General features: G+C 69.3%; 3 protein-coding genes (2 of these 3 only partly in view). All 3 read left to right on the plus strand.

Annotation, left to right across the window (positions count from 1 at the left end; translation table 11 throughout):
• Tightly spaced (each overlapping or abutting the next), the 3 genes in view from JOD54_RS16570 to JOD54_RS16580 form a layout consistent with a single transcriptional unit that may run on beyond the window.
• On the plus strand, nucleotides 1–6445 hold the end of the coding sequence (locus JOD54_RS16570) for a non-ribosomal peptide synthetase (protein ID WP_204451393.1). Its footprint begins 12380 nt before the window's first position; 6445 of the gene's 18825 nt are visible here — the last part of the coding sequence; the start codon falls outside the window, past its left edge; the stop codon is at nucleotides 6443–6445.
• Entirely contained in the window at nucleotides 6442–15321 is an 8880-nt protein-coding gene (locus tag JOD54_RS16575; RefSeq protein ID WP_204451394.1) for a non-ribosomal peptide synthetase, read from the plus strand. Before JOD54_RS16570 ends, JOD54_RS16575 begins: the two co-directional genes overlap by 4 nt.
• A protein-coding gene (locus JOD54_RS16580; protein ID WP_204451395.1) for a non-ribosomal peptide synthetase crosses the window boundary here: on the plus strand, nucleotides 15318–18157 show its beginning. Its footprint extends 11458 nt past the window's final position; 2840 of the gene's 14298 nt are visible here — the first part of the coding sequence; it begins with the start codon at nucleotides 15318–15320; its stop codon lies beyond the right edge, outside the window. The genes JOD54_RS16575 and JOD54_RS16580 overlap by 4 nt, the downstream gene beginning before the upstream one ends.

Genomic DNA, 18157 nt, shown 5'->3' on the forward strand with positions numbered 1-18157 from the left:
GCCCAACCCGAACACCCGCCTCTATGTCCTGGACCCCCACCTGCGCCCGGTTCCCGTAGGCCAAGCAGGCGAGCTCTATGCGGGCGGCTATCTCCTTGGGCGCGGTTACGTCAACGCTCCCGGTCTTACCGCGGGCCGGTTCGTTGCCGACCCGTTCGGCACCGCGGGTTCACGGCTCTATCGCACGGGTGACCTGGCCCGGTGGAACGTGGATGGCTCCCTGGACTTCGTGGGCCGCGCCGACAACCAGGTCAAGGTGCGCGGGATGCGGCTCGAACTCGAAGAGGTCGAGTCCGCGCTGTCCAACCACCCCACTGTGCGGCGCGCCGTTGTCACCGTTCGCAAGTCCTCGCTGGTGGCCTACGTCGTCCCTGACGGCTTTGCCACCACGGGTGAGTTGTCCGACTGGGCGCGTTCGGTGCTGCCGGACTACATGGTCCCGTCGACCTTCGTGCTCCTGGACGTCCTACCGACCACCGTCAACGGCAAGGTCGACCGGGCAGCCCTGCCGGAACCCGAGCGCGTGGTCACCGCCACCCGCGCACCCGCCACCGCGGCCGAGGCCGCTCTGGTCAGCCTGGTCGGCGAAGTGCTGGGGCTCGACGAGGTGGGCGCCACCGACGACTTCTTCGCGCTTGGTGGCGACAGCATCATCTCGATGCAGCTCGTCGCCCGCGCGCGGGCAGCGGGAATCCGGTTCACCACCCGCCAGGTGTTCGAGGCCCGCACGATCGCGGCGTTGGCTGAGCTCGCCGAGTTCGGTACGACAACGCCGACGTTGCCGGACAACGCGATCGGCGAGATCCCGCTGACCCCCGTGATGCGCGACGTCCTCGGCCGAGGCGGCCCCATCAACCGGTTCCACCAGTCACGGCTCTTGCTCGCTCCGGCCGCCCTGACCCTCGACAGCCTTACCCGCGCGCTGGCCGCAGTGCTCGACACGCACCCGGTTCTGCGCACTCGGCTCGCGGGGGACTCACTGGTGGTCGACGACGCCCGCGAGGTCGTCACCAGGGTTGACGCGGTCGGCCACTACGGCCCGCAGTGGGCTAAGACGCTGCAGGACGCTACTGAGTACGCGATCGCCTCTCTTAATCCAGTCGAGGGCGCGATGGTTCGCGTGGTCTGGTTCGACCGCGGCACCGGCGAACCAGGCCGCGTTCTTGTCGTCGCGCACCACTTGGTCATCGACGGCGTCTCTTGGCGTGTCCTGGTGCCCGCGATCGCAGCTGCGGTCAACGGCGAGAACCTCAGTACACCCACCTTGTCGTTCCGAGGCTGGGCAACTGCGCTCGCCAAGGAAGACCGAAGCGCTGAGCTCCCGGTCTGGCAAGAGATCCTCGCTCCGGCACACAGCATCACAGCGCGCCCCCTTAGCCCCACCGTCGACACCGTGGGCACTGCTAAGACGCTGACTGTCTCCGTCCCCAACGCAGCTGCGTTGCTAGGCGCGGTCCCGACGGCCTTCCACACCGGCCCGGCCGAAGTGCTCCTATCGGCGCTCGCCAGCGCTGTCGGCCAGCCGATCGTGGTCGACCTAGAGGGACACGGTCGCTCCGACGACGTCACGGACACCATTGGCTGGTTCACCGACATCCACCCCGTCCGGCTCGTCCCGGGTGACAGCCCGGCCGCGACGCTGAAGCTCACCAAGGACGCCGTCCGCGCGGTCCCCGGCGACGGCCTCGGCTATGGCCTGCTCCGCGAGCAACTCCCCGCGACCACCCAAGACATCCTGGTCAACTACCTGGGTCGAATCGGGGCGGGTGAGTCCGGCGACTGGTCCACCGCGCCCGAGGCCGCCGCGCTGACCAGTGGCGCTGACGACGCGCTGCCCGTCGGCAACCCCATCGCCCTCAACGTCCTCGCCGACGGCGACACCCTCACCGCGCACTTCGCGTGGGTCGGCGCCGTCGCCGACGAGACCGTGCGCGACCTGGCCGACCGGTGGGCCGCCGCGCTCGCGGCCCTCGCCACCACCGACGGTGGTGGGCACTCGCCGTCCGACTGGCCGCTGGCCGCGCTCACCCAGGCCGAGGTCGACGAGATCGACCGGGGCCACGACGCGGTCGACGTCTGGCCGACCACACCGCTGCAGGAAGGCCTGCTGTTCCTCTCCCGCTTCGACGAGTCCGAAGTGGACGTCTACACCACCCAGCAGGTGCTCACCCTGCGCGGTGCCGTCGACGGCAATCGTTTGCGCGCCGCCGCACAGGCTGTTGTCGACCGGCACGGCACGCTGCGCGCCGCCTTCCCGACCCTGGCCACCGGTCGCCTCGCCCAGGTGATCGCGCGCCACGTCGACGTGCCATGGCGCGAGGCGACGGCAACCACCGCGGCTGAGGTCCAAGACCTGGTTGACGCCGAACGTGCCACCCGGTTCGACCTGGGCACCGCCCCGCTGATCCGGTTCCTGCTGGTCCGGCTGCCCGGTGAGGAGGCGCGGCTGGTCCTGACCAACCACCACGCCATCCTCGACGGCTGGTCCACCCCGCTGCTGGCCCGCGAGCTGTTCGCGCGGTACGCCGGGCAAGAACCGCCCGCGATCCGCTCTTACCGCGAACACCTCACCGACCTTGCCGCGCGCGACCACGACGCGGCCCAGGCCGCTTGGCGGCACGCTCTGGCCGAGCTCGACGAACCGACCCTGGTGTCACCGGACGCACCTCGCGTGGGTGTGTTGCCCGGCCAGCTCGACCTAACGCTGTCCGCCGACACCGTGGCGGCGCTGACGGCGACAGTCCGCGGTATCGGCGTCACGCTTAGTGCGGCCGTGCAAGCTGCGTGGGGCCTTGTGTTGGCCGCCCACACCGGACGCGATGACATCGTCTTCGGCGCCACGGTCTCCGGCCGCGATGGTGACATCCCCGGTGTCGAGTCGATGGTCGGTCTGTTCATCAACACGGTGCCCGTCCGGGTCCGCCTTGACCCGGCTGAATCGCTGGCCGAGCTGCTCACCCGCCTCCACAGCGAGCAAGCCGCGCTGCTCGACCACCAGCACATCGGGCTCGCTGACATCCAGCGAGTCGCGGGCCTCGGGGATCTGTTCGACACGCTTACCGTCTTCGAGAGCTACCCGGTCGACTCCGACGCGCTAGAGCGAGCCGAGACCGCCGCCGGATTCCGCGTCACCGAGGTCGTAGGACGCGACTCCACCCACTACCCGTTGACCCTGTTGGTGCTGCCGGGCGCGGAAACCACTCTTACCTTGCGCTACCGCCCAGATCTCTTCGATGAGCACGCCGCGAACGCGCTTCTTAGCCGAGTGATCCGAGCGCTGGCATCCATCGCCGAGCGGTCAGGCGAGTCCGTGGGCTCCTTGTCGTTGCTCACCCGCGATGAGCACTACAACGCTTTGACCGCATGGCAGGGCAGAGCAGTCGCCGTTGACGCCACCACCCTGCCCGCGCTGTTTAAGGCGCGAGTCACCGATACACCCGACGCCGCCGCGGTCGTAGTGGACGACGGGCCGACCCTGACCTACGCCGAGTTGGACGAGCGCGTAGGCACGCTGGCAGGTGTCCTAATCGCAAAGGGCGTCCGACCGGGCTCGGTTGTCGGTGTGCGGCTAGAGCGCTCGGCCGCGCTGATCGTGTCGCTGCTCGCGGTGCAACGAGCGGGTGGCGCTTACTTGCCGCTGGACCCGGACTACCCGCAGGACCGGCTCGCGATGATGATCGCCGACGCTGCCCCGACGGTCATTCTCACCAGCGAACCCAGCGACGGCGGGCTCGTCATCGACGCAGAGGGGCGCCCTGCCGAGTCGGCTTCACTGCTCGCCGATGAGGTCACTACGCAGGACCGGGCCGCCTACGTCATCTACACCTCTGGGTCGACAGGTCGGCCTAAGGGCGTTGTCGTGCCGCACTCCGGCATCGTCAACAGGCTCCTGTGGATGCAAGACGAGTACGGGCTGACCCCGGGGGAGCGGGTACTCCAGAAGACACCGGCGAGCTTCGACGTGTCGGTGTGGGAGTTCTTCTGGCCCCTGATCACCGGCGCCACTCTTGTGTTCGCCAAGCCGGGTGGCCACCGCGACCCCTCTTACCTCGCCCAGGTCATCGAGCGGCACCACGTCACCACGGTCCACTTCGTGCCGTCGATGCTGCGGGCATTCGTCGCCGATGAGGCATCCCACCGTGTCACCACGCTGCGTCGTGTCCTTTGCTCCGGCGAGGCGCTCCCGGCGGACCTCCGTGACGACTTCCGGGACGTGTCAGGCGCCGAGCTGCACAACCTCTACGGCCCCACAGAGGCGTCGGTCGACGTGACCGCCATCCAGGTCGCTGACACCGGTCCAGTGCCGATCGGACGACCCGTCTGGAACACCCAGACCTACGTCCTCGACTCTTTCCTGCGCCCGGTGCCCCCTGGTCTGCCTGGCGAGCTTTACCTGGCGGGCGACCAGCTCGCTTGGGGGTACCTCAACCGACCCGGACTCACCGCAGGCAGGTTCGTGGCCAACCCCTTCGGCCCCGGGCGGCTCTACCGCACCGGTGATCTCGCCCGTTGGCGGGACGGTGTCCTCGACTACCTCGGTCGGGCAGACGACCAGATCAAGCTGCGCGGCTTCCGCATCGAACTCGGCGAGATCGAGGCCGCTCTGTCGGCACACGTCGCCCAAGCCGTCGCGGCGGTCGTGGACGACCGCCTTGTCGGCTACCTCGTCGGCGATGTCGACACGGATGCGCTGCGCGTCGAGCTCGCTAAGACCCTGCCCGACCACATGGTCCCGTCGGCGTTCGTGAGCCTTGAACGCATTCCGCTCACCCCTAGCGGTAAGACCGACAGGAAGGCCCTGCCGAAGCCCAACTTCGCTTCGCTGGTCACGGATCGCGAAGCAGAGACCTCTATAGAGCGAGTCCTCGCCGATCTGGTCGCCACAGTGCTGGGGCTGCCCAAGGTGGGCGTGGACGACGACTTCTTCACCCTTGGCGGCGACAGCATCGTCTCCATCCAACTGGTCGGTCGCGCCCGCGCGGGCGGGATCAGGTTCTCCCCGCGCGATGTTTTCGAGCGGCGCACCGTGGCCGGGATCGCGCTCGTCGCGGAGACCGACCAGCGCGAACCGGAGGCCGAGGGCGCCGGTGTCGGCCTGGTGCCGTTCACCCCGATCATGCGCGACACCCTCGCCCGTGGTGGGCCGCTCGGCAGGTTCTCCCAGGCCAGGTTGCTGCGCACCCCGGCCGACCTGGACTTCGACCGCCTCACCCAGGCCGTGGCGGCTCTGCGCGCCCGGCACCACGTCCTGCGCGCCCGGCTCACCGACGACGGCCTGCTGGTACCGGAGGTGGCACCCGCCGACGTGGTCCGCCGGGTCGACGCCACCGCGTACACCGACGCCGAACTCGCCGCTGCGGCCGCCGCTGTCGCCGACGAGCTCGACCCGGCCGCGGGAGAGGTCCTGCGAGCCGTCTGGTTCGACCGTGGCGGCGCTGAGGGCAGGCTTCTGCTGGTGGCCCACCACTTCGTGGTCGACGGCGTCTCCTGGCGCGTTCTGGAGCCCGATCTGGTCAAGGCGTACCGGGGTGAGCCGCTGGACCCGGTGGGCACCTCGTTCCGCCAGTGGGCGCTCGGGCTGGCCGAGGCCGACCGCAAGGCCGAACTCGACCACTGGGGTGGCCTCGCCGACTGCTCCAGCGCGCTCATCGCCACCAGGGAGATCGACGCCACCGACACCGTCGCCACCGGCCGCGAACTCCGCGTCACGCTGTCGGCGGAGGAGACGCTGCCGCTGCTGACCACCGTGCCTGAGCTGTTCCACGGCACCGTCAACGACGTCCTCCTCGCCGGATTCGCGATCGCCGCGGCCGCGACCCGGAGCAACATCGCGCGCGTAGTGGACGTGGAAGGGCATGGCCGCGAAGAGCAGGTCGTGCCTGGGGCCGACCTGTCCCGCACCGTTGGCTGGTTCACCACCGTCTACCCGGTCCGGCTCGACCTGACCGGAATCGACGCCGCAGACGCCTTCGCGGGGGGACCGTCGGTGGACGCGGCCGTTAAGAGGGTCAAGGAGCACCTGCGGGCCGTACCGGACAACGGGATCGGCCACGGGCTCCTAGGGGACACCGGCATCGGTAAGAGGGAGATTCTCGTCAACTACCTCGGCCGATTCGGTACCGCGACCGAAACCGGCCCCTGGACGGCCGCCCCCGAAGCCGCTGCTCTCGGCGGCGGGGTCGACCCCGCCATGCCCATCACCCACGCGGTGCAGGTCAACGCGGTCACCGTCGACGGCCCCGACGGGCCGACGCTAACCGCGACCTGGGCGTGGGGCGGCTCGGCGGTCGACGACACCGCGGTGCGGGACCTGGCCGATGCCTGGTTCACCGCGCTGCGCGCCATCACCCGGTCCGGCGGCGGTGGCCACACCCCGTCCGACCTCACCTTCAGTGACCTGTCGCAGGACGAGCTCGATGAGTTCGAGTCGGAGTGGAATCTGTGAACACGCGCAAGTCCGGACTGGAAGACGTCCTGCCCCTCTCGCCGCTGCAGCAGGGGCTGCTCTTCCACAGCGAGTACGCGACCGAAGCCGATGACCCCTATTTGGTCCAGTTCGTGCTGGACCTGGAAGGGCCGCTCGAGCCCGCGGTCCTCAGGGCCGCGGCGCGAGCATTGATCGACCGGCACGCCAACTTGCGTGCCTGCTTCCGCCGCCGCAAGAACGGCGAGGTACTCGCCCCGGTCCCGCGCGCGGTAGAGCTGCCGTGGCGTGAGCTGGACCTGGACGAGTCCGACTGGGACGGTGTTCTCGCCGCCGACCGCGTTGAGCGGTTCGACCTCGCCCAAGCCCCGCTGCTGCGCGTCCTACTCGCGAAACTCGGCCCTAACCGCCACCGGCTGCTGCTGACCTACCACCACATCCTCCTGGACGGGTGGTCCACGCCGCTGCTGGCCCGCGAACTGTTCCAGCTCTACACCGCCAAGGGCGATGCGTCGAAGCTGCCAGCCGTCCGCCCGTACAAGGACTACCTGTCCTGGCTGCGCAACAAGGACGCGGACGCGGCCCGCGCTGCTTGGGCAGAGGCGTTGCGCGGGGTCGAAGAGCCCAGCCTGCTCGCTCCTGGCGCGGATCCCTCTGGGTCGGCTGAGCAGACGCCTATAGCGTTGCCGGATGGCCTCCTAGATGGCATGGCCAGCCTGGCTCGCTCGGCTGGAGTCACGCTCAACACCGTCGTGCAGGCCGCGTGGGCACTGCTGCTCGCGCGCACTCTTGGGCGGCAGGACGTCGTCTTTGGCGCCACGGTGTCTGGTCGTCCCGCGGACCTGCCCGGCGTCGAATCGATGATCGGCCTGTTCATCAACACCGTGCCGGTGCGGGTGCGGCTCGAACCCGCCGAGACGGTCACCGCGTTGCTGGCCCGCGTGCAGGCCGAGCAGGCGCGGGTCATGGACCACCAGCAGCTCGGGCTCGCTGACATCCAGCGGACCGTCGGGATCGGTGAGCTGTTCGACACCCTCACCGTGTTCGAGAGCTACTTCGTCGACACCGCCGCGCTGGAGAGCGCTGAAGCCGCCACCGGCCTGCGGGTTCGCGCGGGGGAGACCCGCGACGCCACGCACTACCCGGCCACCCTCGTCGCGACGGGCGGCGAGCTGCTGCTGAAGTACCGACCAGGGCTGGTCGACCCGGACGCGCTCACCACCAGGCTCGTCCGCGTCTTGACCGCGCTGGTGGCCGACCCGACCGCCGCGGTGGCCAGGGTCGACGGGCTGTCGGACACCGAGCGCGGCAACCTGGTCCACGGGTGGAACCCGACCGGGCAGCGAGGTGCTGTCGCCACGATCCCGGCCCGGTTCGCCGAACAGGTCACCCGGGCGCCCGAGGCAGTCGCCCTCGTCGCGGGCACTGAGCGGATCTCTTACGCGGAACTGGACGATCGGTCCGACCGTCTCGCACAAGTTCTTGTCGAACGTGGAGCGCGCCCCGGCGGGATCGTCGCCATTGGCCTGCCTCGCTCGGCGAACCTCGTCGTCGCTGTGTTGGCAGTGCTCAAATCCGGCGCTGCGTACCTACCGCTCGACCCCAGCTACCCCCGCGCGCGTCTAGACCTCATGCTGGCCGACGCGGCGCCAACACTGCTCATCACAGACCTGGACGACTTCGACGTCCCCACTGTGTCGCCCACTGACAGCAGCGAACAGGCTTTCGCACCTGTGGCCCTGTCCTCGGACAGCCCCGCCTATGTCATCTACACCTCTGGGTCGACTGGCACGCCTAAGGGTGTCCTGGTGCCTCACCGCACCGTGGACCGCCTTCTTAGCGCTACCGACCACTGGTTCGGCTTCGGTGCCAATGACGTGTGGACGTTGTTCCACTCGTACGCCTTCGACTTCTCCGTATGGGAACTGTGGGGCGCACTGCTGCGCGGCGGAACCCTTGTCGTCGTCGACCACGCGACGAGCCGATCTCCCGAGGCGTTCCTGGAGCTGTTGGAACGGGAACGGGTCACGGTTCTCAACCAGACGCCATCGGCGTTCCACCAACTCGACGCCGCTGACGCTGCTCGAGGCGGGGTGGACCTAGCGCTGCGGTACGTCATCTTCGGCGGTGAAGCACTAGAGCCCCGCAAACTGGCGGGCTGGTACGAGCGCCACGCCGACGACGCGCCACGCCTGGTCAACATGTACGGGATCACTGAGACCACCGTGCACGTCACCTACCTACCGCTGACGCGCGCTGCCGCCGCTGAGGGAACCCCAGACATCGGCGTCCCCATCCCCGACCTCCGCGCCTACGTCCTCGACGACGGTCTTAGCCTCGCTGCGCCCGGTGTCGTTGGTGAGCTCTATGTCGCGGGCGAAGGTCTTGCCGATGGCTACCTCAACCGCCCCGGTCTGACCTCGACGCGGTTCGTCGCCAACCCCTTCGGCCAAGGACGCCTCTACCGCTCGGGCGACCTGGCCCGGTGGCGGTCGGATGGCACCCTGGAGTATTTCGGCCGCGCGGACGGGCAGGTCAAGCTGCGAGGTTTCCGCATCGAGCTGGGCGAGATCGAAGCCGTCCTATCGGCCCACCCGAACGTTGCGCACGCAGTCGCCGTTGTCCGCGAGGACCGCACCACCCGACTCGTCGCCTACGTCGTGCCCACTGCGGGCGCGACTGTGGATGATCTGCGGGAATGGGCTGCGCGGGACCTGCCCGAGCACATGGTCCCCGCCGCGGTCGTAGTGCTCGACCGCATCCCTCTAACCCCCAACGGCAAGGTCGACCGCGCTGCGTTGCCCGCCCCCGACTTCGCGGGTCTTACGACCACGAGGCAGGCGGAGACCGAGGCCGAACAGACTCTTGCGGCTGTCTTCGCCGAGGTCCTCGGTGTGCCTGCTGTCGGCATGGACGACGACTTCTTCAGCCTCGGTGGCGACAGCATCATCTCGATCCAGCTCGTCGCCCGCGCCCGCGCCGAAGGTCTGCGCTTCTCCCCGCGCGACGTCTTCGAGCGCCGCACCGTCGCCCGCATCGCCGAGGTTGCCACCGAACCCGCGGTCGTCGTTACCACCTCCGGGACCGGCACGCTGCCGCTGACCCCGATCATGCGCGAGCTCCTCGGCCGCGGTGGACCGATCACCCGGGTCGCCCAGGCTCGACTGCTCGTCGCCCCCGCCGGGCTCACCCTGGCCAAGCTGACCGCCGCCGTCCAGTCCGTCGTGGACACCCACGACGTCCTGCGCGCCCGCCTCGTCGGCGACGCGCTGGAAGTCCGACCGGTCGGGTCGGTGACCGCCGCGGTGCGCCAGGTCGAGAGCATCGACCACGCCGGGGAAGCGGCGCGGTCCTACGCCGAACTGGACCCGGCCGCGGGCGAGGTGTTGCGGGTCGTGTGGTTCGCGCCGGACCGGCTGCTGATCATCGCCCACCACCTCGTCGTCGACGGCGTGTCCTGGCGGATCATCGTCCCGGATCTCGCCGACGCGGTCGAGGGCAAGGCATTGGTCCCTATAGGCACCTCGTTCCGCGAGTGGGCAACCGAGCTCGCCGCGCAGGACCGGACGGCAGAACTCGACCACTGGCGCGCCACCGTGGACGGTGTCGAAGGTCGGCAAGTTGTCGCCGCGCGCGACACCGTCTCCACTGTGCGCTCAGTGCGGGTCTCGGTGTCCCAGGAGACCACCGCTCGCCTACTCGGCGCGGTCCCGGCCGCGTACCGCGCGGGCGTCGAGGACGTCCTGCTCACCGCGTTGGCCCTAGCCCTCGCCACGACCCGCGGCGTTCCGTGGCACGTAGTGGACCGAGAAGGGCACGGTCGCGTCGAGGATGCCGTCCCAGGGGCCGACCTGCACCGCACGGTCGGCTGGTTCACGACGCTGCACCCGGTCCGGCTGGACCTGTCCGGTGTGGACATCGCCGACGCTGTGGCTGGAGGGCCTGCCGCGGGGCTGGCGCTCAAGCAGGTCAAGGAGCTGCTGCGAGCCGTCCCCGGTGACGGCATCGGATTCGGGTTGCTGCGCGATTCGCTGCCCGCGGGCACCCCCGAGGTCCTGTTCAACTACCTCGGCCGGTTCGGCTCGCCTGGGTCGGCGACCGCGTGGTCCGGCGCGCCTGAGGCGGCCGCGCTCGGCGGCGACGCGAACCCCGAGCTGCCGGTCAGCCACGCGCTCGCCATCAACGCCGTCACCGCCGATGGCGCGCTGACCGCCACCTTCTCTTGGCCCGCCGCCCTGTTCGACCAGGTCGAGGTTGACCACCTGGCTGCGGCGTGGGTGAGCGCGCTCGACGCCATCGACCGGCACGCGGCGACCGGCGCCACCGGCCGCACACCGTCGGACTTCCCCCTGGTCGACCTCGGCCAGACCGAGGTCGACACGCTGGTAGCGGCCAACCCGGGCTTGGTCGACGTCTGGCGGCCGACCCCGCTGCAGCAGGGCATCGCGTTCCTGTCCCGCTTCGACGACACCGGCACTGACGTCTACAACGTGCAGTTCGCCTGCGAGCTCACCGGGCCTCTTGACCCTGCCCGCCTACGCGCGGCCGGGCAGGCCCTGCTCGACCGGCATGACACGCTGCGTTCAGCGATCGCCCACGTTGGCTCCGGCGACCCTGTCCTAGTCGTGCAGCAGCGGGTAGACCTGCCGTGGCGCGAGGTCGACGGTGACGACTGGGAGCGCGTAGTAGCGCAAGACCAGCAGACACGGTTCGACGTGACTACGGCTCCGCTGGTCCGCTTCACCCTTGGGCGAGTGGATGTCGAGCGCCACCGGCTGCTCCTGTCCTTCCACCACGTCCTTCTAGACGGCTGGTCGACGCCTCTTCTCGTGCGTGAGCTGTTCGAGCTCTACGCGGGTAACGCGTTGCCCGCTGTCCGGCCGTACCGCGACTTCCTTGCCTGGCTGTCCGAGCGTGACGCGGGTGTACAGCCCTGGGCGAAAGCTCTTGCGGGAGCGGAATCCACGTTGGTCGCCCCCGCAGGCGCGGCGCGCTCGGGCGCCTTGCCCCGCCGCGTTGACCTAACGCTGCCGGATGGGCTCGCGCAGGTAGCGCGGGAGTGTGGGGTCACGCTCAACACACTCGTGCAGGCCGCCTGGGGTCTAACGGTCGCTCGCGGCCTAGGGCGCCAAGACGTCGTGTTCGGTGCCACCGTGTCCGGGCGCCCAGCGGACCTACCCGGTGTCGAGTCGATGATCGGTCTGTTCATCAACACGCTGCCGGTTCGAGTGCGCCTCGACCCCACCGAGACGGTTGCCGGCCTACTGACGCGTGTTCAGGCCGAGCAGGCCGCACTGCTGGACCACCAGCACATCGGGCTCGCCGACATCCAGCGCGCGGTTGGTGTGGGGGAGCTGTTCGACACCCTCACCGTGTTCGAGAGCTTCCCGATCGACACGGCCGCGCTGGACCGGGCCGAGACCGCCGCCGGGTTCCAGGTCAGCGGCGTGACCGGCGCCGACGCCACGAACTACCCGATCACCCTCACCGTCGGCGGGGGCTTGTCGGCCTGGCTGGACGTGCGCGATGACCTCGTGTCCGCGGAGCTCGTGACCGCGTGGGCAGAGAGGTTCGTTCGTGCGCTCGCGGCGTTCGCTGCGCCTGGTTCGCGGGTACGTGATCTGGATCTGATGTCCGACGCGGATCGGTCGGCTTTTATCACTAACGGGCCGGTTGTGGACGTCACCGACTCCTCGGTGCTCGACGTCCTTGCGCGTCAAGACCCCTCTATGCGTGCCGTGGTCGGGCCAGACGCTGAACTGACCTATGGCGAGTTGTCGGACCGGGCTGACCAGATCGCTGGGCTCCTCCAGAGCCGCGGCGTGCGCGCTGGCGACGTAGTGGCGTTGGCTCTGCCGCCTTCTGCCGGGCTTGTCGCGGCCATCATCGGCGTGTGGAAAGCCGGGGCCGCCTACCTCGTGCTCGACCCCGAGTACCCGGCCGACCGGTTGCGGCACATGGTGGCTGAGGCGCGGCCCGCGCTCACCCTGACCATCTCGGCCGTGGGCATGGCCGGGGCCGTCGAGATCGACTCGGTGTCAAGGTACGAGTTCAGGGGCGGGCCGGTCTCGGGCGCGGCGTACGTGATCTTCACGTCCGGTTCGACCGGGCGACCGAAGGGCGTGCTCGTCGAGCACGCCGGGTTGGTGAACCTGCTGGCTTCGCACGAAGCCTCGGTGATGCGGCCGGGTTCCGTTTTGCAGGCGGCGTCGTTCTCCTTCGACGCGTCGCTGGACCCGCTGCTGTGGATGGTCGCTGGTCACGAAATGCATGTCGTCGCCGAGCCGAACGTGGAGTACGTGCGCGCCAACGGCATCGCGTACGTGGATGCCGCTCCTTCGCTGCTGGGTCAACTGGTGTCCGACGGTCTGTTGTCGTCGGGTGTGTCGGTTGTGGGTACCGGTGGTGAGTCTGTCAGCGCTGCCTTGTGGGCGGAGTTGGCCGCTAGTTCTGTTGAGGCGTTCAACTTCTATGGTCCGACTGAGTGCACTGTGGACGCTGTGGTGGCGCCCGTCGTCGGTTCGGATGTGGTGATCGGTCGGCCGGTCGCGAACTCGGCTGTGTATGTGTTGGACTCGGCTCTTGGCTTGGTGGCGCCGGGTGTTGTTGGTGAGTTGTATGTTGGTGGGCCTGGTGTTGCTCGGGGATATCTGGGTCAGCCTGGGTTGACCGCGTCGCGGTTTGTGGCGAATCCGTTTGGTGATGGGCGGTTGTATCGCACGGGTGACTTGGTGCGGTGGTCGTCCGGTTCGCTGGAGTTCCTGGGTCGGGCCGACGACCAGGTGAAGGTGCGCGGCTTCCGGGTCGAACTGGGCGAGGTCGAGACCGTCCTGGCCGAACACCCCGCGGTGACCGCCGCCATCGCAACGGTGCGCGACGGCCGTCTCATCGCGCACGTCATCGGCAACACCGACCTGCGTGCACACGCCGCGTCGCTGTTGCCCGACCACATGGTGCCGTCCGCATTCGTTGCCGTGGACGAGTTCCCGTTGCTGCCCAACGGCAAGGTCAACCGCGCCGCGCTGCCCGACCCCGACTTCGCGTCCCTGGTCTCCACCCGCGCCGCGACCACCGAGGTCGAGGCCACCCTCGTCGAGATCTTCGCCGCCGTCCTCGGCCTCCCGACCGTCGGCGTCGACGACGACTTCTTCGCCCTAGGCGGCGACAGCATCGTCTCCATCCAACTCGTCAGCCGCGCCCGAACCGAAGGCCTCCGCTTCTCCCCCCGCGACGTCTTCGAACAACGCACCGTAGCCGCCCTAGCCCACGTCGCCGAACCCGACAAGCCCACCCTCGTCCCGGACAACGGCACCGGCCTGATCCCGTTCACCCCGATCATGCGTTCGTTGCTGGAGCTCGACGGCCCGATTGGTCGCTTCGCCCAGGTGCAGGTCCTCCGCGCCCCCGCCGACCTGTCCGCCGCCCGCCTCGTCGCCGCCGTCCAGAAGATCGTCGACACCCACGCCGTCCTCCGCGCCCGCTTGGTGCCCGATGGCCTAGACGTCACCGATTCCCTCGACGCCGTCGACATCGTTTCCCGCGTGCCCGGCCCTCTCGACGTCGATTCCGTTCTGGACACACTGGACCCGATTTCCGGCCCCCTGATCCGCGTGGCGTGGTTCCCCGACGCCGCACCTTCCGTTCACCCTTCCGGTTCTTCTTCTCTTTCTTCCCCCGCCGCGACCTCGGTGTCGAGTTATCCACAACCCCCCGAGTTGTCCACCGACGTCTCGCAGTCACCCGTTCGTGGTGGTGGTACCGATAGACTGGCCCAGGGACGCCCCCCGGGAACGGGTGGGGGCTGGACTCGTGGGGGTCTGGCGGTTGATGAAGTTGATCAGTCCGGTGTGGATGGTGTGGGCAACGGGGTTGTGGTTGTGGCGGTCCATCATTTGGCTGTGGATGGGGTGTCGTGGCGGGTTTTGGTGCCGGATTTGGTGGCCGCGTATGGGGGCGCGGAGTTGGAGCCGGTGGGGACCTCGTTCCGGGGTTGGGCGTTGGGGTTGGGGGATGCGGCCGAGGCCCGGAGTGGGGAGTTGGCGCATTGGCGCGCGGTGGTCGCCGAGGATGAGGCGCCGCTCGGGGATCGGGGGTTGGATGGGGACACCGTTTCTCAGTTGAAGCGGGTTGTCACCACGGTGCCCGATGACGTAGCCGAGCCGCTGCTGGGGGCGGTGCCGGAGTTGTTCCACGCGGAGGTCGACGACATCCTGTTGACCGGGTTCGCGTTGGGGCTCGCGCGGTGGTCGGACAGGTACCGCGGGCAGCGGCGCACCGCGATCACCGTGGACCTCGAGTCGCACGGCCGCGACGAGGACGCTGTGCCGGGGGCAGATCTGCACCGCACAGTCGGTTGGTTCACCAGTGTCCACCCGGTCCGCCTCGACCTCGCCGAGATCGACATCGCCGACGCCGTTTCGGGGGGACCGGCGGCGGGGCGGGCGGTCAAGCAGGTCAAGGAGTGCCTGCGGTCCACGCCTGGCAGTGGCATCGGGTTCGGGCTGCTCAGCCACGCGCACCCGGATCTGGCGGGCAGGCGGCAGGTCCTGTTCAACTACCTTGGCCGCTTCGACACCTCGTCGGCCGCCGGGCCGTGGTCGGCCCTGCCGGGCATCGGCGGGGGAGCCGACGCGGAGATGCCCGCCGAGTACCCGTTGCAGGTGGACATCACCACCGTCGACGGGCCCGAGTTCCGCATCGCGTGGACCTACCCCGACGGGGTCTTCACCGAGCGCGACATCCGCGACCTCGCCACCTGCGTCGCCGGGGCGTTGCGCGCGGTGGCCGAGCACGGCGCCGAAGAGGGCGCGGGCGGCTTGACCCCCTCCGACCTGCTGGTTCCTGGTTTCGCCCAGGAGCAGATCGACCGCTTCGAGGCGAACTGGAGAAACCTGTGACCCTGCAGGACATCTGGCCCCTGTCCCCGCTGCAGGAGGGCCTGCTCTTCCTCTCCGGCTACGACGAGTCCGAAGTGGACATCTACACGGTGCAGACCGTGCTGGAGGTCGAGGGCCCGCTCGACGCCGAGCTCATGCGCGAGTCGGCTGGCGCGCTGCTGCGCAGGCACCCCAACCTGCGGGTCTGCTTCACCACCGAGGAGCGCCCGGTGCAGCTCGTGCCCGCCAGGGTGGCGCTGCCGTGGACCGAGGTCGACACCACCGAGGCCGACTGGCCCGCGCTCCTCGAGCGCGACCGCGCCACCCGGTTCGACCTGACCTCGCCGCCGCTGATCCGGTTCCTGCTGGCCCGGCTCGGCCCCGACCGCCACCGGCTGCTGGTCACCAACCACCACATCCTGCTCGACGGCTGGTCCACGCCGCTGCTGCTCGGCGAGCTGTTCGAGATCTACGGCGCGCGCGGCGACACCGGCGGCCTGCGCCGCGTCCGCCCGTTCCGCGACTACCTCGTGTGGCTCAACCGCCAGGACCGCGAACTCGGCGAGAAGACCTGGGCCGACGCGCTCGCGGGCGTCACGGAACCGACTCTTGTCGGCCCGCCGGGCGCGGCCAACTCGGGCTCCCTTACCCAGCGCGTCCCGGTCCCGGTCACGCCTGACTTGGCTAAGAGCCTCGGCGAGGTCGCCCGGAAGCTGCGCGTCACCGTCAACACACTGCTGCAGACCGCGTGGGGCCTTGTCCTCGCCCGCCACCTGGGTCGATCCGACGTCGTGTTCGGCGCCACGGTGTCCGGTCGCCCCGCGGACCTGCCCGGTGTCGAGTCGATGATCGGCCTGTTCATCAACACCGTCCCCGTGCGCGTCCGACTCGACCCGGCCGAAACCGTCGGCGCGCTGCTCGCCCGCGTGCAGGCCGAGCAGGCGCGGGTCATGGACCACCAGTACGTCGGCCTGTCCCGGGTGCAGCGCGGCACCGGGCTGCCGGAGCTGTTCGACACCATCACCGTATTCGAGAGCTACCCCGTCGACACCGAGGCGCTCGGTCGCGCGGAGAACGCGGCGGGCCTGCGCGTGGTCGGCGTCCAGGGCACCGACGACACCAACTACCCGCTGACCCTGACCGCCGAGGCCTCCGACGGCCTCGAGGTCTGGATCGACCACCGGCCCGACGTCGTCGACACCGAGGCCACGACCACTTTCGCCGCCCGGCTGGTCGCCGCGTTGACCGCGTTCACCACCGATGCCGAGGCACCGGTCCGCTCGATCGACCTCATGTCGCCCACCGAGCGCGCGTCGATCGCCGCGTTCGGTCGCGGTGTGTTGATCGGGGTCGTGCAAACGTCAGTGCTGCAAGCGTTTGCGTCGACAGTCGCGAGCGCGCCGGACGACGTCGCGGTCATGGACGGCGCACGTTCTCTTACGTTCGCCGAGTTGGATGAGCGGTCCGATTGGCTCGCGGGGTGGCTGCAGACCCAAGGTGTCACCCGCGAGGCCGTAGTCGCCTCTATGCTGCCGCGCACTGTTGACGCCATTGTCGCGCTGCTCGCCATCTGGAAGGCGGGCGCGGTACACCTACCTGTGGACCCGGCGTACCCGGCCGACCGCATCAGCTTCATGATGGAGGACGCCCAGCCCGCGCTGGTTCTCTCCTCTATTGATGACGACATGTCTGCGCCACCGGTGCCCGTAGTGGTCGATGGTGCTGCCTACATGATTTACACGTCTGGCTCCACCGGTAGGCCCAAGGGCGTTGTTGTCGAGCACGCCGGTCTAGTGAACCTCCTTGCGTCCCACCGTTCGGTGATGCGCCCTGGGCCGGTTCTGCACGCCGCGTCGCTGTCGTTCGACGCGTCGCTGGACCCGTTGCTGTGGTTGTTCGCCGGGAACACCCTCCATATCGCCGACAACGACCTGATGCACGACTCGCGCGCCATGGTCGAGTACGTCCAGGCGAACGGCATCGCGTATGTGGATGTCGCGCCGGTGCTGCTCGGCCAGTTGGTTTCTGACGGGTTGTTGTCGTCGGGTGTGTCCGTTGTGGGCACTGGCGGAGAAGCTGTTGGTGCCGCTTTGTGGGTGGAGTTGGCGGCCAGTTCTGTTGAGGCGTTCAACTTCTATGGTCCGACTGAGTGCACTGTGGACGCTGTGGTGGCGCCCGTTGTCGGCTCGGATGTGGTGATCGGCCGTCCCGTCGCGAACTCGGTGGTGTACGTGCTCGATGCCGCTCTTAGTCTGGTCGCGCCTGGTGTTGTTGGTGAGTTGTATGTTGGTGGGCCTGGTGTTGCGCGGGGGTACCTGGGGCAGCCTGGGTTGACTGCGTCGCGGTTTGTGGCCAATCCCTTTGGGGGTGGGCGGTTGTACCGCACGGGTGACCTGGTGCGGTGGTCGTCCGGGTCGCTGGAGTTCCTTGGCCGCGTGGACGACCAGGTGAAGATCCGCGGCTTCCGGGTCGAGCTCGGCGAGGTCGAGTCGGTGCTGGCCGAGATCGCCCCGCAGGTGACCGTCGCCGTACGCGACTCCCGACTCATCGCGTACGTCATCGGCGCCACCGCCGACGCGGTCCGCGCCCACGCCAAGGCGGCGCTGCCGGAGCACATGGTCCCGTCCGCGGTGGTGGTCCTCGACGAGTTCCCCACGCTGCCGAGCGGCAAGGTCAACCGGGCCGCGCTCCCGGCGCCGGACTTGAGCGGCCTCGTCACCGCGGGCCGGGAACCCCGCACCGAGACCGAATCCCTGCTGCGCGACCTGTTCGCCGCCGTGCTCGGCCTGCCGTCCGTCGGCGTGGACGACGACTTCTTCACCCTCGGCGGCGACAGCATCGTGTCGATCCAGCTGGT

The organism is Actinokineospora baliensis (assembly GCF_016907695.1).
In the GTDB taxonomy this organism is placed as follows: Bacteria; Actinomycetota; Actinomycetes; order Mycobacteriales; family Pseudonocardiaceae; genus Actinokineospora; species Actinokineospora baliensis.